Source organism: Streptococcus sp. KHUD_013 (assembly GCF_052588545.1).
The window spans coordinates 1,515,382-1,539,369 of sequence record NZ_CP186264.1; the positions used below are offsets into that span (position 1 = coordinate 1,515,382).

The following is a 23,988-nucleotide window of genomic DNA, read 5'->3' on the forward strand; positions in this document are numbered from 1 at the left end:
GGACGAATATGTTTATCCGCGGTACCACCCAATTTCGGGCAACGCCCGCATCTCTCGTCTTTTAAACAAAAAGACATTTTTATTTCAATTTTTCATCCATTAGCAACTAGTTTTGACACATTTGTGGACTTCTCAGCACCGCCACTTTCTGTAAAATGTGGGACTCAAAACACCTCTAACAGCTTCATTTTATCAAGTTTTCCTGGAAATAGCAAGAAATCACAAAAGCGATTATTTAAACTTGACACCAAGTTCTTGCAATTTTTTTATAGTAGCTGGGCCAATTCCTTTAAGGGCCAACAACTCTTTTTCTGTCCAGTTTGCGAAGTCCGCAACAGAGCGAATACCTTCATCATAGAATGTTTGCGCACGATCTAGTGCTACACCTTCCAAGCTTGCAGCGAATTCTTCTACTGAAGAAGCTGCTTGTTTCACTTCTTTCGCTGCTTTCTCAACCTTCTTAGGTGCTTCTTTAACAGCTGCTCCTACAGTTGCGACAGCTTTTTTCAAAAGATGTCTATTTTGATGTTTGTATTGTTTCGCACGGTTAACGTTCTTCTTTGCCATTTTTCCTCCTACGTATCCAGTGATCAATCCCTAAGGCAACAAGGTTTCATCACCAATATTACTTTCGATAATTCGTTGATGTCTGTTCAACTTTTTTATTGTAACACAATCCCTCGAAAAATCAAGTCATTGCACTATTTTCAGCCAAATCCAGCCAGTAAAAGGTCTTCACAAAGAGCTTTTAATAGGTTCTCTCTCCAAACAAGCCATCTGGAAGATCGTGGAATCCTTTCCCCTCGTGGTAGTTAGCAAACTTCCCTTGAAGGAATTGATAGGCATCCAAGCGACTCTCGTAGCGGATCATAGCTTCCTTGGCCCGCTCGTCCTGATCCTCTTCATAAACCTTCTTGCTTTCTGTCAGGGCCATCTCATTGATCATGACCTGGGTCTTGATCCAGGCCTCAAATTCTTTCATAAATTCTTTTTCGTAGCTCATTCTTACTCCAATCCTCTATAAAATCCACTATCGATTTCCCGATAGGGTTGGATATCCTGGACATATTCCAAGACACCTTGAAAATCTCCTGCTTCATCACGCACTGCCGCATAGGTAACATGGACAAATTTCCCACGTGATTCGGATTTGAACCACATTTCGTACTTGTCTTTTTTCCCTTCTCGAAGCCCTTGCATGATGGCTTTGACCTTCTCCAAATATTTTGGCGGGTGACACAGCTCAACATTGCGTCCTACCTGCGACGGCGTCCGTTTGAAGATCATCTCCTCAAAAGGCGCTACATCATTGTAATACTGGAAGATATCATCTTTATTAACAAAGGTGATCTCCATCGGTAGATGGTTCAAGATCAAATTCGCTTGCTCAACCGATAAAAATCCATGGCCAAAAGCTTGTGGTTGCTGGCGGTCGAAGCTCTCTTCTTTTTTCTTAGGCGTAAAGGTAATGGTCAATTGTCCCTCAGGAGTCTCAATGACCTGACGGTGCTCCTCGCCTTCTTCTGAAGAAGGAAGGACCTCACCTGAACCTTCTGACTCTCTTGCTCCTTCTTCCTTGAAGTCCACGCGTTTTGGCACCCATTTCTCACTTGGAATGATAATAGCATAACCATAGGCATCACTTTCTTCCGCGATGGAGAGCCAATCATCTTGAGTAAAGGCCTCCAGCAAAATCATCAAGAGGATCGATTCTTCCTTGAAGATCATAGCCTCAAACTCTTGCGCAAAGGCTTCAAAGCGCTCTTTGACTTCAGAAATACCAGAATCCGGTAGTTTCTTGGCCGCATCCATCGCTTTCGCAAAGAGTTCTCGAATCTGGTCATCCACTCCCCACATGACTTTAGGGGGGGAATCATGCCCATAGCGTTCCATAATGGGGAACATCAATTCTTCCTTGCGACGGTAATGCCGATCAAATTGACCCACCAGGCCTAGCTGACGCAAGAGGCCTTTGTGAATCTCCTGGATCATCTCAGGATCCTCCGTCGTCTCATAATTATCCAGCAAGCGACGGACCCGCATCATAGCGGCCCGAAGGGCTAGATTCTCCTGTTTAAAAATCTGAACTGGGTGACCTGGATGGTCTGTATCTGCCACTTCGACCCCTTGTACAGCGTTCTTAAAGAGATTGGCGTGGACATCGCATAGCTCCATGACATCCTCAAAGGTGATACCTGCATCGGAGTTCATCAGTTCATGCTCCATGAGGGAAATCTCAATCGCAGACACCCCGCTAAAGGTCGCATCAAAGCGCTCTTGGACCGACTCAGGAGAAGCTCCATGATGAAGGTCTAATAAGATATCTCTTAAGACATGAATTCGTTCATCACTCATTAGTCTAGCCCCACTACTTCATAGCCATTGGCCTCTAGTGTTCGTACAATCTTCTCCATAGGAGTGCCTTCTAATTTTGATCCTTGCTTCAAGGAAACCTTACGCCCAACTGTATTGCGCATGATTGGATTGGCTAAGGGTTTAAAGCCCAATTCCACCAACAAGTCCAATACTTCCGGATGTTGATCAATGACTTGAGCAACTGGAATCGATACATCAATTTTATTATCCATCTTTCACTCTCACATTCTTCTCTCATCTAAGCTCCTAGAAATCTAACGCTCTTCCTGGGAAAGCTCCTCAGCCCTCTGATCGGCCTTTTCATACATGATTTGCCAAATATCCATTGTTGATCCCTATTCGATTAAGCTTTCTTGACTAACTTCACCACAGCCTCTGTCCGTGCTGTATGGGGAAACATATCCACTGATTGGATGTAGACGACATCATACACCTTGGTCAAGTCCACGAGATCCCGCGCCAGGGTAGAAACATTACAAGAAACATAGACCATCTTTTGAGGGGCATAGCGCAACAAGGTGTCAATCAATTGCACCCCCAGTCCAGTCCGTGGTGGATCCACAATGACTGCATCTGCCCGATAGCCTTCCTTGTACCAACGAGGAATAATTTCCTCAGCCGTCCCAGCTTCGTAGTGGGTGTTATCAAATCCCATCTGCTTAGCATTGTATTTAGCATCCTCAATCGCTTCAGGGATAATGTCCATCCCCCGTACACTCTTGACCTTGTCCGCAAAGGCAAAACCAATAGTTCCAACCCCGCAGTATGCATCAATCAAATGATCCTCTGGTGATACATCTAAGGCCTTGACAGCCTCACTATAGAGGACTTCAGTTTGCTCAGGATTTAACTGGTAAAAGGCCCGAGGAGACAAGGAAAATTCATAATCCAAGACCCCTTCACGAATGGTCTCCTGTCCCCAAATAATCTGCGTCTTCTCCCCATAAATCTCGCTTGATTTAGAAGTGTTCAGATTGACTGCCACCGTTACAATTTCAGGATATTTTTCTACTAGGTCTGCGACCAAGTCTGTTAAATTAATTTGTCGACTCGTCACCACGATCATTTGGACCTGTCCAGTCTTACGAGCCCGACGCACCATGATGGTTCGAACTCCCAATTGCTTCCGATCATCTGAAATCGGAATCTGGTAGTAGGTCAATAGCTCAGCTACGTGATTAGCAATTTCCTGAATGACCGGATCCTGGACCAGACAGTCCCTTAATTCCACCAAATAATGGGAATTTTGAGCGTATAAACCAGCCTTTACCTGCCCCTTAAATTTACGCGTCTGAAATTGGAGCTTAGCCCGATAATACTGAGGTTTTTTCATCCCAAGCGTCGAATGAATCAAATAATTTTCATAGCCTTTAGGAGCATATTTTTTCAAGGCCTGCTGCAATAAGTCTGTTTTGAACTCCAACTGCTTGCTGTACTTCAGATGCATGATTTGGCAGCCCCCACAGGTCTCATAAATATCACAGGTTGGCGTTACCCGATACTTGGAAGCCTTGTTGACGGACAAGAGCTTGGCTTCTGCAAAATTCTTCCGAATCGCCGTAATTTGGCAAAAGACATCTTCACCCTTTAAAGCCCCAGGCACAAAGACCAAGGTCTTCTTGTAAAAGCCAATCCCTTCACCATTAATTCCCATTCGCTTGATTTTCAAGGGAATTCTTTGTTTAACTTTTAGATTCATATGTCTATTATACCATGTAGTTTCTCATTCGTTTAGAATATGATAGAATTGAGAAGAAAAACAAGGAATCAGGGACCATTTCTCAAAAGGACTACGAATAATATAAAGAGAAAGACTGATCATTTACCGCAATAAAACACAAACGAAACAGGAAACCTATGAAAATTACCAAATTAGAAAAGAAAAAACGTCTCTACCTTCTAGAGCTGGATCAAGCCGAATCCCTCTACATTACAGAAGACACCATCGTCCGCTTCATGCTCTCACGAGACAAAGAGATTAGCCAGGAAGAACTCAAGGAAATTCAAACCTATGCCCAGCTTTCCCATGCTAAAAACTTGGCCCTCTATCACCTTTCCTTTAAGGCACGAACAGCTCGCGAGGTTAGAGACTACTTAATCAAGCACGAAATCGACGAATCTACCATCGAAACCGTCATGAACACCCTAAAAGAAGACAAATGGATCGATGACTTGGCCTATACTCGGGCTATCTTTCAATCCAATCACCTCTCAGGAGACAAGGGCCCCTATCTCCTCAAGCAAAAGCTCATTCAAAAAGGTGTCTCTTCCCACTATATCGACAAAATCACCTCAGAATTTGATTTCTCCGAAGTGGCTCAACGAACTGCTCAGAAACTGGCTAAGCAATACGTTAAGAAACTTCCACCAAGAGCCTTAAAAGATAAAATCACACAAACTCTTATCAATAAAGGCTTTAGTTATGAAGTTGTCAAGCAAGCCTATCACCAATTAGATATCGAACCAAACGAGGAACAAACTCTTGACCTGATTATGAAGGAACTAGAAAAACAGCACCAGAAATACTCCCGAAAATACGAGGGCTACGAGCTTAAACAACGCCTCACTCAAGCCCTTGCGCGCAAGGGATACGACTACTCAGACATTTCTACAGCACTTCGCGAATTCCTTTAAATAAAAAATCACATGAAAATCCCTTATTTTCATGAAAATATGATACAATATAGAGGATGTACTTAGATTGTAGAAAGTTGGTAAGTTATGAAACTACCTAAAGAAGGCGACTTTATTACAATTCAAAGTTATAAACATGATGGAAGTCTCCACCGAACCTGGCGGGACACCATGGTACTAAAAACTACGGAAAACGCACTTATCGGCGTCAATGATCATACTCTCGTTACAGAGAGCGATGGTAGAAGATGGATTACACGAGAGCCAGCAATCGTCTACTTTCATAAGAAGTACTGGTTTAATATCATTGCTATGATCCGAGATAATGAAGTATCCTATTATTGTAATCTTGCCAGTCCTTATTATATGGACCAAGAGGCACTAAAGTATATTGATTATGATCTTGATGTCAAAGTCTTTCCGGATGGTGATAAAAAACTGCTGGACGTAGAAGAATACGAACAGCACAAACGCAAAATGAACTATTCAGATGACATTGACTTTATCCTAAAAGAAAATGTCAAAATCCTTGTAGACTGGATTAACAACCAGTTAGGTCCGTTCTCTGAGGAATACATTAAAATTTGGTACAACCGTTATGTTGAACTGCGAAATAAATAAAGTTGAAAAGAGCGAAAGCTCTTTTTTTCGAACTTAATACTTGCAATATCCAAGTAAAACAAGTACTATGTACTTAATAAAAACAGGAAGGGAGACACTATGGCGTTTACAAATACAAGAGGCCGCTATGCAAGTTTTGGGGTCGTAACCAGCTTACCGGATGATATCATCGATAGTTTCTGGTTTGTCATTGACAACTACCTCAAACATGTCTATCCCTTGAACCCCGTTTTAAAATTTGAACTCATCAATCGGAAAGGAAAAACAACCCTGCGCTTCAGTCAAAAAGACTTTCCTTTAGAAATCGCAGTTGATTTCCTGATTCCTTTCGACCCCTATTATCCAAGACAAGTACGAATTGTTGATAACAAGGGAAGAGAAACAATCATGCTGATTGATGAATACCAACTCTTATAAAATAAAAGGCCTAATGGCCTTTTTTTTTACAAAACAAAAAAGGTCATATGACCTTTCAATAGTATCGGGAAGACAGGATTCGAACCTGCGACACCTTGGTCCCAAACCAAGTACTCTACCAAGCTGAGCTACTTCCCGAACTAAAGCTTACGCTTTATGCACCCTAGAGGAGTCGAACCTCTAACCGCCTGATTCGTAGTCAGGTACTCTATCCAGTTGAGCTAAGGGTGCTCGTTCCTATTCAATTATTACATAGCCTTGCGACCATGCACCCTAGAGGAGTCGAACCTCTAACCGCCTGATTCGTAGTCAGGTACTCTATCCAGTTGAGCTAAGGGTGCTCGTTCCTATTCAATTATTACATAGCCTTGCGACCATGCACCCTAGAGGAGTCGAACCTCTAACCGCCTGATTCGTAGTCAGGTACTCTATCCAGTTGAGCTAAGGGTGCTTCTTCTCCAACCTAAATCTTATGCCGAGGACCGGAATCGAACCGGTACGATCGTTACCAATCGCAGGATTTTAAGTCCTGTGCGTCTGCCAGTTCCGCCACCCCGGCCTCCTCAAGCGAACGACGGGATTCGAACCCGCGACCCCCACCTTGGCAAGGTGGTGTTCTACCACTGAACTACGTTCGCATCTGTTTCTTTATATAAAAAAATGCCGGCTACATGACTTGAACACGCGACCCTCTGATTACAAATCAGATGCTCTACCAACTGAGCTAAGCCGGCTCATTATTATTCCTTTATGCGGGTTAAGGGACTTGAACCCCCACGCCGTAAAGCGCCAGATCCTAAATCTGGTGCGTCTGCCAATTCCGCCAAACCCGCTATAATGACCCGTACTGGGCTCGAACCAGTGACCCATTGATTAAAAGTCAATTGCTCTACCAACTGAGCTAACGAGTCGTATCATTATCTTCTAGAAACTATGTTCCTACGGTCCCGACGGGAATCGAACCCGCGATCTTCGCCGTGACAGGGCGACGTGATAACCGCTACACTACGGGACCTATGGGAGTTAACGGGATCGAACCGCTGACCCTCTGCTTGTAAGGCAGATGCTCTCCCAGCTGAGCTAAACTCCCAAATGGTCGTCTAGCTCACTGGTTCCCTGTCGTGCACTGACTTGCGTCAGTTTCGACAAAGTCGAACTTTCGTTCTCCTTAGCTGAGCTAAACTCCCAAAAAAGGAAGCATCTAACTTCCTATCTTGCTAAGCGACTACCATATCTCACAGGGGCAACCCCCAACTACTTCCGGCGTTCTAGGGCTTAACTTCTGTGTTCGGCATGGGTACAGGTGTATCTCCTAGGCTATCGTCACTTAACTCTGAATGATGAACATTCAAAATTGAATACCTATATTCTAACAAAAATCTAACCAGCTGTAAATATCCTCAGTTACTTTTTGGATAAGTCCTCGAGCTATTAGTATTAGTCCGCTCCATTGCTCACACAACTTCCACTCCTAACCTATCTACCTGATCTTCTCTCAGGGCTCTTACTAACATATAGTTATGGGAAATCTCATCTTGAGGTGGGTTTCACACTTAGATGCTTTCAGCGTTTATCCCTTCCCTACATAGCTACCCAGCGATGCCTCTGGCGAGACAACTGGTACACCAGCGGTAAGTCCACTCTGGTCCTCTCGTACTAGGAGCAGATCCTCTCAAATTTCCTACGCCCGCGACGGATAGGGACCGAACTGTCTCACGACGTTCTGAACCCAGCTCGCGTGCCGCTTTAATGGGCGAACAGCCCAACCCTTGGGACCGACTACAGCCCCAGGATGCGACGAGCCGACATCGAGGTGCCAAACCTCCCCGTCGATGTGAACTCTTGGGGGAGATAAGCCTGTTATCCCCAGGGTAGCTTTTATCCGTTGAGCGATGGCCCTTCCATACGGAACCACCGGATCACTAAGCCCGACTTTCGTCCCTGCTCGAGTTGTAGCTCTCGCAGTCAAGCTCCCTTATACCTTTACACTCTGCGAATGATTTCCAACCATTCTGAGGGAACCTTTGGGCGCCTCCGTTACCTTTTAGGAGGCGACCGCCCCAGTCAAACTGCCCGTCAGACACTGTCTCCGATAGGGATCACCTATCCGGGTTAGAGTGGCCATAACACAAGGGTAGTATCCCAACAACGCCTCCATCGAAACTGGCGTCCCGATCTCTATGGCTCCTACCTATCCTGTACATGTGGCACAGACACTCAATATCAAACTGCAGTAAAGCTCCATGGGGTCTTTCCGTCCTGTCGCGGGTAACCTGCATCTTCACAGGTACTAAAATTTCACCGAGTCTCTCGTTGAGACAGTGCCCAAATCATTACGCCTTTCGTGCGGGTCGGAACTTACCCGACAAGGAATTTCGCTACCTTAGGACCGTTATAGTTACGGCCGCCGTTTACTGGGGCTTCAATTCATACCTTCGGATTACTCCTAAGCACTCCTCTTAACCTTCCAGCACCGGGCAGGCGTCACCCCCTATACATCATCTTACGATTTAGCAGAGAGCTGTGTTTTTGATAAACAGTTGCTTGGGCCTATTCACTGCGGCTGACCTAAGTCAGCACCCCTTCTCCCGAAGTTACGGGGTCATTTTGCCGAGTTCCTTAACGAGAGTTCTCTCGCTCACCTGAGGCTACTCGCCTCGACTACCTGTGTCGGTTTGCGGTACGGGTAGAGTATGTTTAACGCTAGAAGCTTTTCTTGGCAGTGTGACATCACTAACTTCGCTACTAAACTTCGCTCCCCATCACAGCTCAATGTTATAGAACTAAGCATTTAACTCAATTCACACCTCACTGCTTAGACGTGCACTTCCAATCGCACGCTTTAGTTAGCCTACTGCGTCCCTCCATCACTACATACTCTAGTACAGGAATATCAACCTGTTGTCCATCGAATACACCTTTCGGTCTCTCCTTAGGTCCCGACTAACCCAGGGCGGACGAGCCTTCCCCTGGAAACCTTAGTCTTACGGTGGACAGGATTCTCACCTGTCTTTCGCTACTCATACCGGCATTCTCACTTCTATGCGTTCCAGCACTCCTCACGGTATACCTTCTTCACACATAGAACGCTCTCCTACCATACCATTAAAGGTATCCACAGCTTCGGTAAATTGTTTTAGCCCCGGTACATTTTCGGCGCAGGGTCACTCGACTAGTGAGCTATTACGCACTCTTTGAATGAATAGCTGCTTCTAAGCTAACATCCTAGTTGTCTGTGCAACCCCACATCCTTTTCCACTTAACAATTATTTTGGGACCTTAGCTGGTGGTCTGGGCTGTTTCCCTTTCGACTACGGATCTTAGCACTCGCAGTCTGACTGCCGACCATAATTCATTGGCATTCGGAGTTTATCTGAGATTGGTAATCCGGGATGGACCCCTCACCCAAACAGTGCTCTACCTCCAAGAATCTTTATGTCGACGCTAGCCCTAAAGCTATTTCGGAGAGAACCAGCTATCTCCAAGTTCGTTTGGAATTTCTCCGCTACCCACAAGTCATCCAAGCACTTTTCAACGTGCCCTGGTTCGGTCCTCCAGTGCGTTTTACCGCACCTTCAACCTGCTCATGGGTAGGTCACATGGTTTCGGGTCTACGACATAATACTAAAGCGCCCTATTCAGACTCGGTTTCCCTACGGCTCCGTCTCTTCAACTTAACCTCGCATCATATCGTAACTCGCCGGTTCATTCTACAAAAGGCACGCTCTCACCCATTAACGGGCTCGAACTTGTTGTAGGCACACAGTTTCAGGTTCTATTTCACTCCCCTCCCGGGGTGCTTTTCACCTTTCCCTCACGGTACTGGTTCACTATCGGTCACTAGGGAGTATTTAGGGTTGGGAGATGGTCCTCCCAGATTCCGACGAGATTCCACGTGTCTCGCCGTACTCAGGATACTGCTAGGTATAAAGACTATTTAAAATACGAGGCTATTACTCTCTTTGGCCTACCTTCCCAGGTAGTTCTTCTATAATCTTTAAGTCCACATTGCAGTCCTACAACCCCGAAGAGTAAACTCTTCGGTTTGCCCTCCTGCCGTTTCGCTCGCCGCTACTAAGGCAATCGCTTTTGCTTTCTCTTCCTGCAGCTACTTAGATGTTTCAGTTCACTGCGTCTTCCTCCTCATATCCTTAACAGATATGGGTAACAGGTATCACCTGCTGGGTTCCCCCATTCGGACATCCCCGGATCTAAGCTTACTTACAGCTCCCCGAGGCATTTCGTCGTTTGTCACGTCCTTCTTCGGCTCCTAGTGCCAAGGCATCCACCGTGCGCCCTTATTAACTTAACCTTATTAACCTAATTTCTTAAAAAATTAGAAAACTCATTAAATATTCACAGCGTTTTCGGTTTATTTTCTTGTTACTATTTGATATAGATATTCAATTTTCAATGTTCATCCTTGGTGATCTCTCACCAATGGAGCCTAGCGGGATCGAACCGCTGACCTCCTGCGTGCAAAGCAGGCGCTCTCCCAGCTGAGCTAAGGCCCCACAAGACCTCTCAAAACTAAACAAGACCAACGTGCAGGTTTCCTTATCCTTAGAAAGGAGGTGATCCAGCCGCACCTTCCGATACGGCTACCTTGTTACGACTTCACCCCAATCATCTATCCCACCTTAGGCGGCTGGCTCCTAAAAGGTTACCTCACCGACTTCGGGTGTTACAAACTCTCGTGGTGTGACGGGCGGTGTGTACAAGGCCCGGGAACGTATTCACCGCGGCGTGCTGATCCGCGATTACTAGCGATTCCGACTTCATGTAGGCGAGTTGCAGCCTACAATCCGAACTGAGACTGGCTTTAAGAGATTAGCTTGCCGTCACCGACTTGCGACTCGTTGTACCAGCCATTGTAGCACGTGTGTAGCCCAGGTCATAAGGGGCATGATGATTTGACGTCATCCCCACCTTCCTCCGGTTTATTACCGGCAGTCTCGCTAGAGTGCCCAACTGAATGATGGCAACTAACAATAGGGGTTGCGCTCGTTGCGGGACTTAACCCAACATCTCACGACACGAGCTGACGACAACCATGCACCACCTGTCACCTCTGTCCCGAAGGAAAACTCTATCTCTAGAGCGGTCAGAGGGATGTCAAGACCTGGTAAGGTTCTTCGCGTTGCTTCGAATTAAACCACATGCTCCACCGCTTGTGCGGGCCCCCGTCAATTCCTTTGAGTTTCAACCTTGCGGTCGTACTCCCCAGGCGGAGTGCTTAATGCGTTAGCTGCGGCACTGAGTCCCGGAAAGGACCCAACACCTAGCACTCATCGTTTACGGCGTGGACTACCAGGGTATCTAATCCTGTTTGCTCCCCACGCTTTCGAGCCTCAGCGTCAGTTACAAGCCAGAGAGCCGCTTTCGCCACCGGTGTTCCTCCATATATCTACGCATTTCACCGCTACACATGGAATTCCACTCTCCCCTCTTGCACTCAAGTTAAACAGTTTCCAAAGCGTACTATGGTTAAGCCACAGCCTTTAACTTCAGACTTATCTAACCGCCTGCGCTCGCTTTACGCCCAATAAATCCGGATAACGCTCGGGACCTACGTATTACCGCGGCTGCTGGCACGTAGTTAGCCGTCCCTTTCTGGTAAGATACCGTCACAGTGTGAACTTTCCACTCTCACACTCGTTCTTCTCTTACAACAGAGCTTTACGATCCGAAAACCTTCTTCACTCACGCGGCGTTGCTCGGTCAGGGTTCCCCCCATTGCCGAAGATTCCCTACTGCTGCCTCCCGTAGGAGTCTGGGCCGTGTCTCAGTCCCAGTGTGGCCGATCACCCTCTCAGGTCGGCTATGTATCGTCGCCTTGGTGAGCCGTTACCTCACCAACTAGCTAATACAACGCAGGTCCATCTGGTAGTGATGCAATTGCACCTTTCAAGCAGATATCATGCAATATCTACTGTTATGCGGTATTAGCTATCGTTTCCAATAGTTATCCCCCGCTACCAGGCAGGTTACCTACGCGTTACTCACCCGTTCGCAACTCATCCGCTCGGTGCAAGCACCAAGCTTCAGCGTTCTACTTGCATGTATTAGGCACGCCGCCAGCGTTCATCCTGAGCCAGGATCAAACTCTCATTAAAATAATTGTTTGTCTTAAACTCATTCTGTCACTGACAGATTTATTGTTTTTTTATTGTTCAGTTACTATAACTTCCGTTATAGCGCCCTGCACATTGGTTCGTCTTGTTCAGTTTTCAAAGGTCTTTGTCGCTCTCGCGCGACAACTATATTAGTATATCACGACCTCTTCTCCTTGTCAATATCTTTTTTCTATTTTTTTATTTTTTTTGTTATTTTTTTGATTTGCGACTATTTATTTCCTATATATAGAAAGCTCCTGTATATTCTACAGGAGCTTTCTGACTGTGTTAACTTATTTGTCTTTAACTTCAAGAAGTCCAATATCTCCATCTTCGCGACGGTAAATAACGTTAGTTGTATTGTCTTCCACATCCTTGTAGATGAAGAAGTCATGTCCCAATAGTTCCATTTGAAGAATCGCTTCATCTAATTCCATTGGTTCAATGTCAATCGTTTTTGTACGGACAACTTTTTCCAATGCAACACTTTCTTCTACTAAAGCTTCTGTAAAGATTTTGCTAGTTGCAGATTTACTACGATTTTTCTTTTCAATCTTTGTTTTATTCTTACGAATTTGACGTTCAATCTTGTCAACTACCAAGTCAATAGATCCATACATATCTTGAGAAACATCTTCTGCACGAAGTGTAATAGAACCAAGCGGAATCGTGACTTCAACTTTTGCAGTTTTTTCACGATAAACTTTTAGGTTTACACGTGCATCCAATTCTTGCTCTGCTTGAAAATATTTTTCAATTTTTTCGAGTTTAGAAACGACATAGTCGTGAATGGCTTCTGTTACTTCTAGGTTTTCACCACGGATACTATATTTAATCATATAAGTACCTTCTTTCTAAACGTTTTTCTTTTTATACCTATATTATAACGCTTTCATTTTATTTTTGCAAATATATTTTTGATTATTCTATCTTGCCAATGAAAAAGATCTTATTTCTTTCACCCCGTTTACATGTAACATTTCTTTAGCTCTTTCGATTGTTGCTCCTGTTGTGTAGATATCATCCATTATCATTATTTTCTCCGGCCAGCTTTTGTTTTTAAGCTCTTTTCGTTCAAAGGCTTGCTCTGCTTTTAATCTTTCTTTTTTATTTCTCTGTGATTGGGCTTTTGTATCCTTTTTTATTAATAGGTCTTGATAAGGGATTCCTGCTGCTTCTAAGATTGCTGTTACCTGATTAAATCCTCTCTTCTCATTTCTCTTATCGCTTAAAGGTATTGGAACAATGGTATACCCTTTATACTTTTTTAGCGTTGCCTTTACTTCTTCAGCAAAGAGACTAGCTAACAGTTGGTCCCCCTGGAATTTGTATTTCTGAAAGTATTCCTTCATTTCTTCATTATAGTAGTAGAGTGCTTTATGGTTTACGCTTTTCCCTTTTCGTTCCCACTCTTGGCAATCTTCACAAGAAGTCTCTGAACTTTTTTTGCAACAAGTCTTGCAACTAGCTTCACTAACTGGTTCGAACTTATTTTTACAGTTGTCACACATTGTGAGATTCTCTTTTTTCATTAGGATGAGATCCCTTAATGATTCTTGTTTGGATAGCTCTTGATCACATAACAGACAGTGACTCAAAATCCTGCCTCCCGATTCATTTCTTTTATTTCTTTAATAGCTTTTGTCATTTCTTGGCTGGTTCCTTCTGCTAGGAAAAGCAATTCGCCTGTGGGTCTTTCCATACTTCTTCCTACACGACCAGCGATTTGAACCAAGGCGCTCTTAGTGAACAGCCGATGATTGGCCTCAATCACAAGCACATCTACTTTAGGGAAGGTGACTCCCCTTTCCAGAATTGTCGTTGAAACAAGAATGGTAATTTCTTGGTTGCGAAATTTTTCTACCAGTTCTAACCTATTTTCTGTTTTAGAGGTCACCAGTTCGATGATTTCATCCTTGAAGTTCTGTCTTAAGAGGTTAAGGAGCTTTTCTCCTAATTCAATCTCTGATACAAATAAGATCAGTGGAAAGCTTGTTTTTCGTTGCTCCTTTATTAGTCTGAGTAACTTCCCTGGTACTTGCTTCTTTTCTACTTTCTTTCGTAGATCTTTTAGCCATACTTTTCTAGGAATTACTAGAGGGTTTCCGTGAAAGCGTCTGGGTAGGCTAACGCGGTTTATTTCCTGTTTTTTGACCTTTTTATCTAACTCTTTTGTTGAGGTAGCTGTCAAATAGATGAGCTTTCCATTCTTGGTTACGGCATTTGAAACGGCATGGTAGAGAACAGGGTTATCAACAAAAGGAAAGGCATCGACTTCATCGATGATGAGGAGGTCAAAAGCTTGATAAAATTTTAGTAGTTGATGTGTTGTGGATATGACTAGAGGCGTTCGGAAATAAGCTTCTGAATCACCGTGCAACAACGAGATGGGGCAGGAAAAGTCCTTTGTCATTCGCTTATATAATTCAATACACACGTCAATCCTTGGTGTAGCAATGCAAACACATCTCCCCTTTTTTATCACTTCCGCCACCACTTGGTACATCATTTCCGTTTTACCTGCTCCTGTAACTGCGTGTACCATCATAGGCTTTCTATCTGTTAAGGATTGAACCAACTCTTGAGAAACCCGACTTTGAAATGGCGTCAAGCTCCCCTGCCATCTTAGGACTTCTTCCTGCGGAAAGGCTTGCTGGAGAAAGTAATAGAGTACTTGGTCGCTCCTAACTCTTCCTAATTGAATGCAGGCTCTACAATAGTAGCTTCCTATCTGTAGTTTCCATTTGCTTTTATCAATCTTAGTCCCACACCGATTACAAAACAAGCCCGTCTTTTCCTCTACCATAGCTGGCAGTTCTTGGGCTTGTCCAAGCAGTTCCACCTCTAGTTGTTCTTGGGCGAACAACCTTCCATAACAATCTTCAACTTTCATACTTATATATTCGTAAAAACTCGCAGTTTTGCGAGTTTTTTTGTAAAATAAGTGTATGGAATACAAGACATTTAAAGAGGACGGCCTCGTCCAAGAAGAAATTAAAAAATCTCGCTTTCTTTGCCATGTTAAACGGGTCTATACTGAAGAGGAAGCTCGCGACTTTATAGCTGCTGTCAAGAAAGAACATTACAAAGCAACTCACAATTGCTCCGCATTTGTCATAGGCCAACAGTTTGAGATCAAACGGACCAGCGACGACGGAGAACCGAGTGGTACTGCCGGCGTTCCCATGCTAGGTGTGCTAGAAAATCATGAGTTGACCAATGTCTGCTGCGTTGTCACTCGTTATTTTGGTGGGATCAAGCTCGGCGCAGGCGGTCTGATCCGTGCTTATGCCGGTAGCGTCGCTCAGGCTGTGAAAGAAATCGGTCTCGTTGAAATCAAGGAGCAAGTTGGGTTAGGGATTACCTTGACTTATCCCCAATACCAAGAGTTTGTGAACTTTCTATCCGCTCACCAATTAGCAGAATTTCAGACAGACTTCACCGATGCTGTCTTTAGTCTGATTTATGTAGATAAAGAGCAAAAAGAAGATGTGATTGCAGACCTGATTGATTTTTACCATGGAAAAGTTGAGATTAGTGATCAGGGGCTAAAGGAAGTGGAAGTTCCTATCCAGTTATAAAAAAAGGCTATCACATTGATAGCTTTTTTATATTTTACAAACCGGATTACTGGCGGTATACTGGATACACTAACAAAGGAGTGTATATCGTATGCCAATCTATGAAAATATTACAGAATTAATCGGAAAAACACCTATTGTAAAATTGAACCACTTGGTACCTGAAGGGGCTGCTGATGTCTATGTTAAACTAGAAGCCTTCAACCCTGGTTCATCTGTCAAAGACCGGATTGCTCTTAGCATGATTGAAAAAGCAGAACGAGATGGTCTGCTTCAACCTGGTTCTACTATCGTTGAAGCAACCAGCGGAAATACAGGAATTGGTTTGTCATGGGTCGGAGCTGCCAAAGGGTATAAAGTCGTCATCGTCATGCCTGAAACCATGAGTGTTGAACGTCGGAAAATCATTCAAGCTTATGGAGCAGAACTTGTCTTAACTCCAGGTAGCGAAGGAATGAAAGGAGCTATCGCTAAAGCAGAAGAAATCGCTGCAGAACGAAACGGTTTCCTTCCCCTCCAATTTAACAATAGCGCCAACCCAGAAGTCCATGAAGCAACAACAGGACAAGAAATTTTAGAAGCTTTTGGGCCAAATGGATTGGATGCTTACGTCAGTGGTGTTGGAACTGGTGGAACTATTTCAGGTGTTTCTCATGCCTTGAAAAAAGTCAACCCAGCTGTCCAAGTCTATGCCGTTGAAGCAGATGAATCAGCGATTCTTTCTGGCGAAAAACCAGGACCTCACAAAATCCAAGGATTGTCAGCAGGTTTCATTCCAGAAACGCTGGATACCAATTCTTATGATGGCGTAATCCGCGTCACTTCTGAACAAGCTTTAGAATTAGGTCGCTACATTGGTGGAAAAGAAGGATTCTTAGTTGGAATTTCATCTGCTGCCGCTATCTATGCAGCAATTGAAGTCGCTAAAGAGCTTGGAGCTGGTAAAAAAGTCTTGGCTTTGGCACCGGATAATGGAGAACGTTACCTTTCAACTACCCTTTACGATTTTGATCAAGAATAAGAAAGAGGCTACATCGTAGCCTCTTTTTGAATGTAGATAAACTATTGTTTTACATAAAACAGCTGGATGATTTTCAAAAAATGACTTTTATTTTTTAGTCATTTAAGAAGATGAAAAACTTTCCGCTGTGAGAAAAGTGCCTGAAACACAGTTGTTTCAGGTACTCGGAATTATTGAGACCTTAGGCTCAATAATTAGTCATGGAACTTCTACGAGGTTCGCTAACGTCCGTACTCACCTAAGGAAAGTTTCTAAAATTACTTTGTCTTTAAACTGAAAGAGGCTACAATGTAGCCTCTTTTTCTTATATCTGTAGAAACAAATTCTTATTTTCCCTGACTGGTGTCACTCAAAAATTCCTTACTTTCTTTAATCCAAATTGGTAATTGCTTGGCTAAAGGAGTAAAACCGATCTTATGACGATCATTTGAAAAACGATGATGACGAAAATGCTTTCTATTCCCAGCTTCTAAGGTTCGAAGGGACAAACTAGCCTTCCCCGAATATTCATCGATATCGATGACCTGAGTAGTAACTTCATCTCCAATTTTTAAAATATCATGAATGTTGTCAATATACCCACTGCGGATTTCAGAAATATGGATTAAACCGGTTACCCCTGTCTCTAGTTCAACAAAGGCTCCATAAGGTTGCAACCCTGTCACAACACCCTTCAGTTTATCCCCGATTCTCATGCGTCTCCCTCAATATCAATCGATTCCATCACCACATCTTCTTTGGGTTTGTCCATGGCACCTGTCTCGACTGCAGCAATTGCATCCAATACTTGATAAGAAGCTTCGTCCATCAACTGACCGAATACTGTGTGACGACGGTCCAAATGAGGAGTTCCTCCTTCTTCTGCATAAATTTCTGCAATAGCTTCAGGCCACCCACCACGGGCGATTTCCTTTTTAGAATATGGAAGGTGTTGGTTTTGAACAATGAAGAATTGACTGCCATTGGTATTTGGTCCAGCATTGGCCATAGATAGCGCACCACGGATATTGTACAATTCTTCAGAGAATTCATCTTCAAAAGACTCTCCGTAGATGGATTCTCCGCCCATTCCTGTTCCAGTTGGGTCGCCACCTTGGATCATAAAATCTTTAATGATGCGGTGGAAAATCACTCCGTTGTAATAGCCATCTTTCGCAAGCGCAATAAAGTTTGCAACGGTTTTTGGTGCTTGATCAGGGAAGAGACGAATCTTCAGATCTCCATAGTTGGTATGAATCGTCGCAATTGGTCCTGTTTCCTGATCCATTTTTGTTTGTGGTAAATGCAATTCTTTTTCAACCATTTTTAACTCCTCTAAGGCATGTAAAATGCCATCTTCTTCTAAATTTTTTGTGACATAATCTGCTTTAGCTTTTAATGCTTCCTGGGCATTTCCCATGGCAATCGCTAAACCAGCATAGTCAAATAATTCTATGTCGTTCAATCCATCCCCAAATGTTAAGACATTTTCTGGTTTGAGCCCCAGTTTTTCTACTACCTTTGAGACACCATGGGCTTTGGATTGCTGATTTAAGACAACATCAGATGAAATTGGATGCCAGCGAACCAAACGCAATTCTTGTGCCAAATCCTCTGGGAGAGCATCGAATGCTTCACCAGTCTCGAAGGTCCACATTTGATAGATAGAATGCTTAGTAGCAAAATCAGGATCCACTGGTAAATTTGGATAGATAGGATCAATAGCCTGGCTCATCTCTTCCGTCCGAATAGACAGGGCTGCTTGATGACTCCCAACTAAACCATAATGAATTCCAACTTGCTTGGTCCAAGCAATAAAATCCTGAACCAGTGGATTTGGCACCCTTTCTTCATAAATGACATTTTCCTTGCGATCAATCACGTAGGAGCCATTCAAAGTGACATAGAAGTCCGGTTGGAGAGCCTTGATTTCTTCTGGTACTCCAAAAATCCCTCGTCCACTAGCAATAGCTGTGTAAATTCCTTTTTCTCGTAATTGAGAGAATACTCTGGTGATCGAAGCTGGAACATAGCCTGTCTCAACATTTCGTAAGGTATCGTCAATATCAAAAAATACTATTTTAATCTTTTTCGCTTTGTAGCGTGTTTTTGCATCCATGTTGGTCTCCATTTAGTATGCTGTCTATTATAGCATGTTTTTGACTAAAAATCTTCCTGAGAGACCAAGTGATGTTGGAAGGCATAAACTACTGCTTGGGTACGATCGCTCACTTCTAATTTTGACAATATATTCGACACATGGGTCTTGACTGTTTTTAATGAAATGAATAATTCATCAGCTATCCGTTGATTTTCGTACCCCTTGGTTAGTAAAGCCAAGATATCTCGTTCACGCGCGGTCAGGTCATCATGGAGTTCCACGTGATTTTTTCGATACTCTACTTTTTGGCTGACTTCTGTCTCAATCGCCAACTCTCCCTGCTCCACCTTGTAGATTGCACGGAGAATTTCCTCTGCACTGGAAGTTTTGAGCATATAGCCTTTAGCTCCCGCATCCAAGACAGGGTAAATTTTTTCATTGTCCAGATAGGACGTTAGGATTAATATTTTTGCATCTGGCCATTCCTTTAAGATGGCGAGCGTCGCTTCAATCCCGCTCATATGGGGCATGACAATATCCATAATAATGACGTCAGGTCGTTCTTGTAAGGCTAACTCGACACCCTCTTGACCATCACTAGCCTCTAGGACTTGGTCAATCCCCTCTTGCATACTTAAATAACTTTTTAATCCTAATCGGACCATCTCATGATCATCTACTAGTAATAATTTCATCATTTTCTCCTTCTACTAATGGCACTTTGATATCAATGGCCACTCCTTTTTTGGGACTGGCCAAAATTTTAATTCTTCCTGCCATGTCATCCACTCGATCTTGAATATTTTTCATACCGTAACTTAGTTCACCCAGCGATTCTGGATCAAAGCCTACTCCGTCATCTGCTATCTTGAGATGGAGGGATTGTTCTGCTTGCAAAAGATAAACATCTAATCGCTTGGCATGAGCATGTTTCAATGTATTGCTAACCACTTCTTGCACAATCCGGAAAATATGCTCTTCAATGGCTTTAGGTAATTTTTGAACATCGTGTTCAAAATGAACTTCTAAATTGCTCTTTTCTTGTAGTTCTCTAAAAATCACCTGCAGACCTTCTACTAGGTTCCGACCTTCCAATTCTGTCGGCCGTAAATGCAGTAGCAAAATTCGCAAATCATTTTGAGCGGTATTTAGAATCTCTGTAACTCCCTTCAACTGTTGCCCTACTTTAGGAAGTTGAAGAACTTGATCCTGGCTGGCTACACCGGACAAGATCATGTTGGCTGCAAATAATTCTTGGCTCACCGTATCATGGAGATCTCGCGCAATTCGCCTGCGTTCTCTTTCCACAATCTCTTCTTCATTTTGCATGACTCGATTTTCTGTTCGTTGCAAATTTTCTGTCAGGCGTTTGAGCTTCCGATCCAAGCGCTGAAATTCTTCATTAATCTCTTTGTTTTCTCCAAGTTTTAGCTTCTTGCCTTCGAGCAAGCTTCTTAAGTTTTTTTGGACGGTGTTCATAATTGTAAATTGAATCAATTTAATCAATAAAATCATCAAGATAGTGAGAGCAACCGTCAATCCAAAGCCAATAAACAGAAATGCACGAAGCTTTGATAAATCTTCCAATAGATAAGTCCACTGAAAGTCGAAGAGACCAAAGATAGAATGGATAATAACAGCTAGAATCAAGACCGTATAAAGGAAGATTAAAAGATAGTCTGTTCGTTTCATCCTCTAACCACCTCCACATCTCCAACGATTCCTGCTACAACAAGCTTCACTGTCCGATGGGAACTTCGATAATTTGGCGTCTCCATGCTAACTGTCTCATTTCTCAATTTCCTAGGTTTTTGAGAGAAGAGGCGTAATTCTCCATATAAGGTATTCACCTGCAAGCTAAGCTCCACATCCACTGGCAAAATAATTTTAGTATTGCCAAACATCTTTCTCATGATTATGACATTGTCATGATTTACCACAATCACTTCGTCTAAGTGAATCGTATCCTTCCCGACTAAACGTATAATCGTTAAATCACGAAAATGGCAGTTTACCTTTGAAAAATGATGCAGATCTCCAATCCAAGGCGTTTTCTCTTGTCGGATTTCTACATCTTCCTCATAATCTATCTTCACTTCTTTGTTTTCACGGTAAAAATAAGGATAAGCCACTAGCATGGCATAGACTACGGCAAACAAAAGCGCAGCGATGACATAGGGATTTAGCATGACAATAAAAAACAGCAGGATGCTGGATGCCACTAAAAGAAAATTACTCCGCTGTTTTCCGATGTAATAATACAATAGAAGTAAGCAAAGAACAACGATTAGGACAATACGAGATATATTTCCCGCTAAAATAGTGATTGCAGCCATGGTGAGTAACAAAGCTTCCACAAACACAAACAATTGAATCTTCCACATAATTGAACCTCTCCATTCTATTTTATCAAAATTCCAAGGAATTCGCTTCCGCCTCTAGAAGGATTCATCCCAACTCTCTCTGTACTAAAAAAACCAGACCAATTTGGTCTGGTTTTATATGATCATCACGTTAAGGTTCTGGTTCAGTGATAGCTGAGGATTCTGTATTGGAATGTGATTCCACTGTTGTAGAGGTTGAACCTTCTGATGAACTGCTTGAAGCTTTCGTACTACTTGATGGTTCCGTCTTCGGTTCGTACACGGTCAAGACAATGCGAGTCTTCTTAATATCGATGCTTGATTGAGCTTCCGGAGTCTGACTCACAATTTGACCTGGTAAGACTTCTACTCCAGCTGGAAGATGCGATGTGGTCTTCCGTTCAATATTTGCTTCCTTCACCCCGTAGATTTCAACGAGATTAGAGACAGCAAACTCATAATCAGAACCGACATAACTTGGTAAATCGATAGAATTACTTTCCTTAGATACTTTCAGAACAACCTTCGTATTAGAAGTCAAATCATATTTTTGACCAGCGACAGGAGATTGCTCAATAACGATTCCTGGTTCTACTTCATTGGTCTCGACTTCTTCAATCGAAATGAGTTTGCTAGAAAGCTTATAGTTGGTTTTCAGATCATTTTCTGCATTTTCTCTAGACATACCAGTATAGTCTGGCATATCAAAGGTGCTTGGTCCTTTCGAGACAACCAAATCAACCTTGCTTTTTTCTTTTTTCTGAGCTCCTGCATTTGGATTGGTACGAATCACATAGCCTTCAAGTACAGAATCACTGTATTCTTCTTTTTCGTCTCCAACTTGAAGATTCTGATCTTCAATGATAGCACGAGCTTCTGCAACAGTTTTTCCAGATACATCCGGAACTGTTTTGTTGGCTGGACTCATATAAAGAAGAAAGGCAAAGGCAGCTAGTACCAAAGCTAAAGCAACAAACAAGACTTTGTAGCGTGTCCTCAAACGACGACGTGGCTTATTTTTTGGAGAAACTGGAACCGTTCTATCCTCTGAAGCCCCTGGTAGGTCCTCATGAACAACCGGACGAACATCTGATGTTGGAAGTGGCGTTGGTTTTGGAACCACGTTTACCTTTGGTAGGGTTTTGGTATCTGCTTTTGAAGCATCATCAAAGACCAATTTTTTCTCGTTACGACGCTCATAAGATAAGCAACTAGAGAGGTCAACATACATTTCAGCTACCGACTTATAGCGATCGGATAGTTTCTTTGCTGTTGCTTTAATAACCACATTTTCCAAGGCCTGTGGAACATTTTTATTCTCTTCGATGATGGACGGAAGTGGTTTTTGGAAATGTTGTAGCGCGATCGTCACTGCACTATCCCCATCATAAGGGATATGTCCCGTCAGCATTTCGTAGAATATAATCCCCATTGCATAAATATCGCTTTGAACAGAAGCTTTCGATCCTCTAGCTTGTTCAGGAGACAAATAATGAACCGATCCCAACATAGAGTTTGTCTGAGTGAGACTCGTTTCTGCAAAGGCTACCGCAATCCCAAAGTCAGAGACCTTGGCATTTCCATCTGGTGTTAAAAGAACGTTTTGAGGCTTTAAGTCACGGTGAATAATCCCTTGCGTGTGCGCCAAGCGCATAGCAAGAAGGATTTGCCCCATCAAGCGAACGGCTTCTTCATTTGAAAGAGGAGCATTTTCCTTGATATAACGTTTCAAGTCTAAGCCAGCGACATATTCCATCGCCAAGTATTGTTGGCCTTCCTCTTCACCGATATCCGTGATCCGAACGATATTTGGATGATCCAAATCTGCCATCGCTTTAGCCTCTCGTTGGAAGCGAGCAACTGCAATTGGATCTGTTTGGTAATTGGTCCTCAGTACTTTAACTGCAACTTCTTCACCATCTAAGATTAAATCCCGAGCGAGATAGACATCTGCCATCCCTCCACGCCCGATTTGGCGGATTATCTTATATCGTCCGGCAAAAATTTTGCCGATTTGAATCATGCCATATCCTCCTCAGCAAAGTGAATCAGTACAACTGTAATATTGTCCAAACCACCAGCATTATTCGCAAAGCGAACCAAGGTTTTTGCCTTTTCTTCAACCGATAAATCGCTGACAAGGATATCACGGATTTCATCACCAGAGATCATATTGGTTAATCCATCACTATTGATAACAATGAAATCTCCCGCTTCAACCGTAAGCATACCAAAGTCCGGTTGTAATTCATCCTTTTGTCCAATAGATTGGGTGATGATATTGCGTTGTGGATGATGAGCTGCCTCTTCTTCCGTAATTTGTCCAGCTTTGAGCAAGGCATTTACTAAAGAATGGTCATTGGTCAATTGATGGTATTCCCCATTACGCACGAGTCCAATTCGGGAATCTCCTACATGCGCAAATAAGACTTGGTCATCGATAATGGCAAGAGCTTCCAGCGTTGTTCCCATTCCTTTATGTTCTTCATCTTGACCAATGCGATGGATCTGCTGGTTTTCTTTTTCCAAATTCTCTGCAAACCACTCTCTTACTTCGTTAATGGTGCTGATTTCAGTCGCTACCCAAGCAGCGCCAAGATCTGTAACAGCCATCTCGCTAGCAATATTGCCAGCACGATGTCCCCCCATCCCATCAGCTAGAAAAATCATGGATTTTCCCGCTTTGTTTTTATATTGATTTGCATAGTCTTGGTTATTTGTCCGTCTTTGACCTACATCGGTTAAGATAGAAATTTCCATACTGTCCGTATCCTCCTGA

The 23,988-nt window shown here is 43.2% G+C and carries 20 protein-coding genes, 12 tRNA genes and 3 rRNA genes; 5 read left to right on the top strand and 30 right to left on the bottom strand.

What is annotated here, in order from left to right:
- Window positions 1-231 precede the first annotated feature (231 nt).
- The 5 genes from ACOXXR_RS07215 to rlmD all read right to left on the bottom strand — a co-directional run bounded on the left by ACOXXR_RS07215 (window position 232) and on the right by rlmD (window position 4,075).
- Window positions 232-567: a helix-hairpin-helix domain-containing protein gene (locus tag ACOXXR_RS07215; protein WP_445278347.1), complete on the bottom strand. Its 336-nt coding sequence runs from the start codon at window positions 565-567 to the stop codon at window positions 232-234.
- A 181-nt stretch (window positions 568-748) separates the two neighbouring features.
- Complete coding sequence (locus ACOXXR_RS07220) at window positions 749-1,003, bottom strand: DUF1912 family protein (protein WP_006596820.1); 255 nt, start codon at window positions 1,001-1,003, stop codon at window positions 749-751.
- 2 nt (window positions 1,004-1,005) lie between these two features.
- Window positions 1,006-2,355, bottom strand: coding sequence for a DUF438 domain-containing protein (locus ACOXXR_RS07225; RefSeq protein WP_195550082.1), 1,350 nt, complete (start codon window positions 2,353-2,355; stop codon window positions 1,006-1,008).
- Window positions 2,355-2,588, bottom strand: a complete 234-nt coding sequence (locus tag ACOXXR_RS07230) for a DUF1858 domain-containing protein (protein ID WP_006596822.1) — start codon at window positions 2,586-2,588, stop codon at window positions 2,355-2,357. Before ACOXXR_RS07230 ends, ACOXXR_RS07225 begins: the two co-directional genes overlap by 1 nt.
- 131 nt (window positions 2,589-2,719) lie before the next feature.
- Window positions 2,720-4,075, bottom strand: coding sequence for a 23S rRNA (uracil(1939)-C(5))-methyltransferase RlmD (gene rlmD / locus ACOXXR_RS07235; RefSeq protein ID WP_445278348.1), 1,356 nt, complete (start codon window positions 4,073-4,075; stop codon window positions 2,720-2,722).
- 158 nt (window positions 4,076-4,233) lie between these two features.
- Here rlmD and recX point away from each other — a divergent pair, with 158 nt between their 5' ends.
- The 3 genes from recX to ACOXXR_RS07250 all read left to right on the top strand — a co-directional run bounded on the left by recX (window position 4,234) and on the right by ACOXXR_RS07250 (window position 6,048).
- The gene (gene recX, locus ACOXXR_RS07240; protein WP_023022379.1) at window positions 4,234-5,010 is read left to right on the top strand and encodes a recombination regulator RecX; all 777 of its coding nucleotides are present in this window, start codon (window positions 4,234-4,236) and stop codon (window positions 5,008-5,010) included.
- An 87-nt stretch (window positions 5,011-5,097) separates the two neighbouring features.
- On the top strand, window positions 5,098-5,631 hold the full coding sequence (gene ntdP, locus ACOXXR_RS07245) for a nucleoside tri-diphosphate phosphatase (protein ID WP_006596828.1): 534 nt from the start codon (window positions 5,098-5,100) through the stop codon (window positions 5,629-5,631).
- Between the two features lie 99 nt (window positions 5,632-5,730).
- Window positions 5,731-6,048 carry a DUF960 domain-containing protein gene (locus tag ACOXXR_RS07250; protein ID WP_023022377.1) on the top strand — a complete coding sequence of 106 codons (318 nt, stop codon included), beginning with the start codon at window positions 5,731-5,733 and terminating at the stop codon, window positions 6,046-6,048.
- Between the two features lie 64 nt (window positions 6,049-6,112).
- Here ACOXXR_RS07250 and ACOXXR_RS07255 read toward each other — a convergent pair.
- The 18 genes from ACOXXR_RS07255 to ACOXXR_RS07340 all read right to left on the bottom strand — a co-directional run bounded on the left by ACOXXR_RS07255 (window position 6,113) and on the right by ACOXXR_RS07340 (window position 15,057).
- A tRNA-Pro gene (locus tag ACOXXR_RS07255) sits at window positions 6,113-6,186 on the bottom strand.
- A 19-nt stretch (window positions 6,187-6,205) separates the two neighbouring features.
- A tRNA-Arg gene (locus tag ACOXXR_RS07260) sits at window positions 6,206-6,279 on the bottom strand.
- Window positions 6,280-6,315: 36 nt separating this feature from the next.
- Window positions 6,316-6,389, bottom strand: a tRNA-Arg gene (locus tag ACOXXR_RS07265).
- Between the two features lie 36 nt (window positions 6,390-6,425).
- Window positions 6,426-6,499 (bottom strand) — tRNA-Arg (locus tag ACOXXR_RS07270).
- A gap of 22 nt (window positions 6,500-6,521) precedes the next feature.
- Window positions 6,522-6,607 (bottom strand) — tRNA-Leu (locus tag ACOXXR_RS07275).
- Between the two features lie 7 nt (window positions 6,608-6,614).
- Window positions 6,615-6,686, bottom strand: a tRNA-Gly gene (locus ACOXXR_RS07280).
- 23 nt (window positions 6,687-6,709) lie between these two features.
- Window positions 6,710-6,782 (bottom strand) — tRNA-Thr (locus ACOXXR_RS07285).
- 17 nt (window positions 6,783-6,799) lie between these two features.
- Window positions 6,800-6,881 (bottom strand) — tRNA-Leu (locus ACOXXR_RS07290).
- A gap of 5 nt (window positions 6,882-6,886) precedes the next feature.
- Window positions 6,887-6,959 (bottom strand) — tRNA-Lys (locus ACOXXR_RS07295).
- 31 nt (window positions 6,960-6,990) lie between these two features.
- Window positions 6,991-7,063, bottom strand: a tRNA-Asp gene (locus ACOXXR_RS07300).
- Window positions 7,064-7,065: 2 nt separating this feature from the next.
- A tRNA-Val gene (locus ACOXXR_RS07305) sits at window positions 7,066-7,138 on the bottom strand.
- A gap of 126 nt (window positions 7,139-7,264) precedes the next feature.
- Window positions 7,265-7,379: ribosomal RNA gene (rrf, locus tag ACOXXR_RS07310) — 5S ribosomal RNA — on the bottom strand.
- A gap of 80 nt (window positions 7,380-7,459) precedes the next feature.
- A 23S ribosomal RNA gene (locus ACOXXR_RS07315) occupies window positions 7,460-10,360 on the bottom strand.
- 129 nt (window positions 10,361-10,489) lie between these two features.
- Window positions 10,490-10,562, bottom strand: a tRNA-Ala gene (locus ACOXXR_RS07320).
- Between the two features lie 53 nt (window positions 10,563-10,615).
- Window positions 10,616-12,164 (bottom strand): 16S ribosomal RNA (locus ACOXXR_RS07325).
- Together the 16S, 23S and 5S rRNA genes with 12 tRNA genes alongside form the textbook arrangement of a ribosomal RNA operon.
- A 293-nt stretch (window positions 12,165-12,457) precedes the next feature.
- Window positions 12,458-13,003: a ribosome hibernation-promoting factor, HPF/YfiA family gene (hpf, locus tag ACOXXR_RS07330; protein WP_023022375.1), complete on the bottom strand. Its 546-nt coding sequence runs from the start codon at window positions 13,001-13,003 to the stop codon at window positions 12,458-12,460.
- An 87-nt stretch (window positions 13,004-13,090) separates the two neighbouring features.
- Window positions 13,091-13,696 (bottom strand): ComF family protein, encoded by a 606-nt coding sequence (locus ACOXXR_RS07335; RefSeq protein ID WP_229039031.1) that lies wholly within the window; start codon window positions 13,694-13,696, stop codon window positions 13,091-13,093.
- 62 nt (window positions 13,697-13,758) lie between these two features.
- Entirely contained in the window at window positions 13,759-15,057 is a 1,299-nt protein-coding gene (locus ACOXXR_RS07340; RefSeq protein ID WP_445278349.1) for a DEAD/DEAH box helicase, read from the bottom strand.
- A 55-nt stretch (window positions 15,058-15,112) separates the two neighbouring features.
- Here ACOXXR_RS07340 and ACOXXR_RS07345 point away from each other — a divergent pair, with 55 nt between their 5' ends.
- Together ACOXXR_RS07345 and cysK are read left to right on the top strand one after the other, a co-directional pair.
- A complete protein-coding gene (locus tag ACOXXR_RS07345) occupies window positions 15,113-15,745 on the top strand; it encodes a YigZ family protein (RefSeq protein WP_023027744.1) in 633 nt (210 codons plus the stop codon).
- Between the two features lie 91 nt (window positions 15,746-15,836).
- Window positions 15,837-16,766, top strand: a complete 930-nt coding sequence (gene cysK, locus ACOXXR_RS07350) for a cysteine synthase A (protein ID WP_123160906.1) — start codon at window positions 15,837-15,839, stop codon at window positions 16,764-16,766.
- A gap of 326 nt (window positions 16,767-17,092) precedes the next feature.
- Here cysK and ACOXXR_RS07355 read toward each other — a convergent pair whose 3' ends face one another.
- The 7 genes from ACOXXR_RS07355 to ACOXXR_RS07385 all read right to left on the bottom strand — a co-directional run bounded on the left by ACOXXR_RS07355 (window position 17,093) and on the right by ACOXXR_RS07385 (window position 23,969).
- Entirely contained in the window at window positions 17,093-17,461 is a 369-nt protein-coding gene (locus ACOXXR_RS07355) for a S1 RNA-binding domain-containing protein (protein ID WP_270297478.1), read from the bottom strand.
- A complete protein-coding gene (locus tag ACOXXR_RS07360) occupies window positions 17,458-18,864 on the bottom strand; it encodes a bifunctional Cof-type HAD-IIB family hydrolase/peptidylprolyl isomerase (protein ID WP_445278350.1) in 1,407 nt (468 codons plus the stop codon). Before ACOXXR_RS07360 ends, ACOXXR_RS07355 begins: the two co-directional genes overlap by 4 nt.
- A 44-nt stretch (window positions 18,865-18,908) precedes the next feature.
- Entirely contained in the window at window positions 18,909-19,541 is a 633-nt protein-coding gene (locus tag ACOXXR_RS07365; protein WP_023022361.1) for a response regulator transcription factor, read from the bottom strand.
- Window positions 19,519-20,538: a sensor histidine kinase gene (locus tag ACOXXR_RS07370; RefSeq protein WP_023022359.1), complete on the bottom strand. Its 1,020-nt coding sequence runs from the start codon at window positions 20,536-20,538 to the stop codon at window positions 19,519-19,521. Before ACOXXR_RS07370 ends, ACOXXR_RS07365 begins: the two co-directional genes overlap by 23 nt.
- Window positions 20,535-21,230: a cell wall-active antibiotics response protein LiaF gene (gene liaF / locus ACOXXR_RS07375; RefSeq protein WP_023022357.1), complete on the bottom strand. Its 696-nt coding sequence runs from the start codon at window positions 21,228-21,230 to the stop codon at window positions 20,535-20,537. The genes ACOXXR_RS07370 and liaF overlap by 4 nt, the downstream gene beginning before the upstream one ends.
- A gap of 130 nt (window positions 21,231-21,360) precedes the next feature.
- The gene (gene pknB / locus ACOXXR_RS07380) at window positions 21,361-23,232 is read right to left on the bottom strand and encodes a Stk1 family PASTA domain-containing Ser/Thr kinase (RefSeq protein WP_023022354.1); all 1,872 of its coding nucleotides are present in this window, start codon (window positions 23,230-23,232) and stop codon (window positions 21,361-21,363) included.
- Window positions 23,229-23,969, bottom strand: coding sequence for a Stp1/IreP family PP2C-type Ser/Thr phosphatase (locus tag ACOXXR_RS07385; RefSeq protein WP_023022352.1), 741 nt, complete (start codon window positions 23,967-23,969; stop codon window positions 23,229-23,231). Before ACOXXR_RS07385 ends, pknB begins: the two co-directional genes overlap by 4 nt.
- Between the last annotated feature and the right edge of the window lie 19 nt (window positions 23,970-23,988).

Bases quoted from the DNA above. Each gene is read 5' to 3' on its own strand.
- ACOXXR_RS07215 (WP_445278347.1), bottom strand. From the start codon at position 567: ATGGCAAAGAAGAACGTTAACCGTGCGAAACAATACAAACATCAAAAT.
- ACOXXR_RS07220 (WP_006596820.1), bottom strand. From the start codon at position 1,003: ATGAGCTACGAAAAAGAATTTATGAAAGAATTTGAGGCCTGGATCAAG.
- ACOXXR_RS07225 (WP_195550082.1), bottom strand. From the start codon at position 2,355: ATGAGTGATGAACGAATTCATGTCTTAAGAGATATCTTATTAGACCTT.
- ACOXXR_RS07230 (WP_006596822.1), bottom strand. From the start codon at position 2,588: ATGGATAATAAAATTGATGTATCGATTCCAGTTGCTCAAGTCATTGAT.
- rlmD (WP_445278348.1), bottom strand. From the start codon at position 4,075: ATGAATCTAAAAGTTAAACAAAGAATTCCCTTGAAAATCAAGCGAATG.
- recX (WP_023022379.1), top strand. From the start codon at position 4,234: ATGAAAATTACCAAATTAGAAAAGAAAAAACGTCTCTACCTTCTAGAG.
- ntdP (WP_006596828.1), top strand. From the start codon at position 5,098: ATGAAACTACCTAAAGAAGGCGACTTTATTACAATTCAAAGTTATAAA.
- ACOXXR_RS07250 (WP_023022377.1), top strand. From the start codon at position 5,731: ATGGCGTTTACAAATACAAGAGGCCGCTATGCAAGTTTTGGGGTCGTA.
- hpf (WP_023022375.1), bottom strand. From the start codon at position 13,003: ATGATTAAATATAGTATCCGTGGTGAAAACCTAGAAGTAACAGAAGCC.
- ACOXXR_RS07335 (WP_229039031.1), bottom strand. From the start codon at position 13,696: ATGAAAAAAGAGAATCTCACAATGTGTGACAACTGTAAAAATAAGTTC.
- ACOXXR_RS07340 (WP_445278349.1), bottom strand. From the start codon at position 15,057: ATGAAAGTTGAAGATTGTTATGGAAGGTTGTTCGCCCAAGAACAACTA.
- ACOXXR_RS07345 (WP_023027744.1), top strand. From the start codon at position 15,113: ATGGAATACAAGACATTTAAAGAGGACGGCCTCGTCCAAGAAGAAATT.
- cysK (WP_123160906.1), top strand. From the start codon at position 15,837: ATGCCAATCTATGAAAATATTACAGAATTAATCGGAAAAACACCTATT.
- ACOXXR_RS07355 (WP_270297478.1), bottom strand. From the start codon at position 17,461: ATGAGAATCGGGGATAAACTGAAGGGTGTTGTGACAGGGTTGCAACCT.
- ACOXXR_RS07360 (WP_445278350.1), bottom strand. From the start codon at position 18,864: ATGGATGCAAAAACACGCTACAAAGCGAAAAAGATTAAAATAGTATTT.
- ACOXXR_RS07365 (WP_023022361.1), bottom strand. From the start codon at position 19,541: ATGAAATTATTACTAGTAGATGATCATGAGATGGTCCGATTAGGATTA.
- ACOXXR_RS07370 (WP_023022359.1), bottom strand. From the start codon at position 20,538: ATGAAACGAACAGACTATCTTTTAATCTTCCTTTATACGGTCTTGATT.
- liaF (WP_023022357.1), bottom strand. From the start codon at position 21,230: ATGTGGAAGATTCAATTGTTTGTGTTTGTGGAAGCTTTGTTACTCACC.
- pknB (WP_023022354.1), bottom strand. From the start codon at position 23,232: ATGATTCAAATCGGCAAAATTTTTGCCGGACGATATAAGATAATCCGC.
- ACOXXR_RS07385 (WP_023022352.1), bottom strand. From the start codon at position 23,969: ATGGAAATTTCTATCTTAACCGATGTAGGTCAAAGACGGACAAATAAC.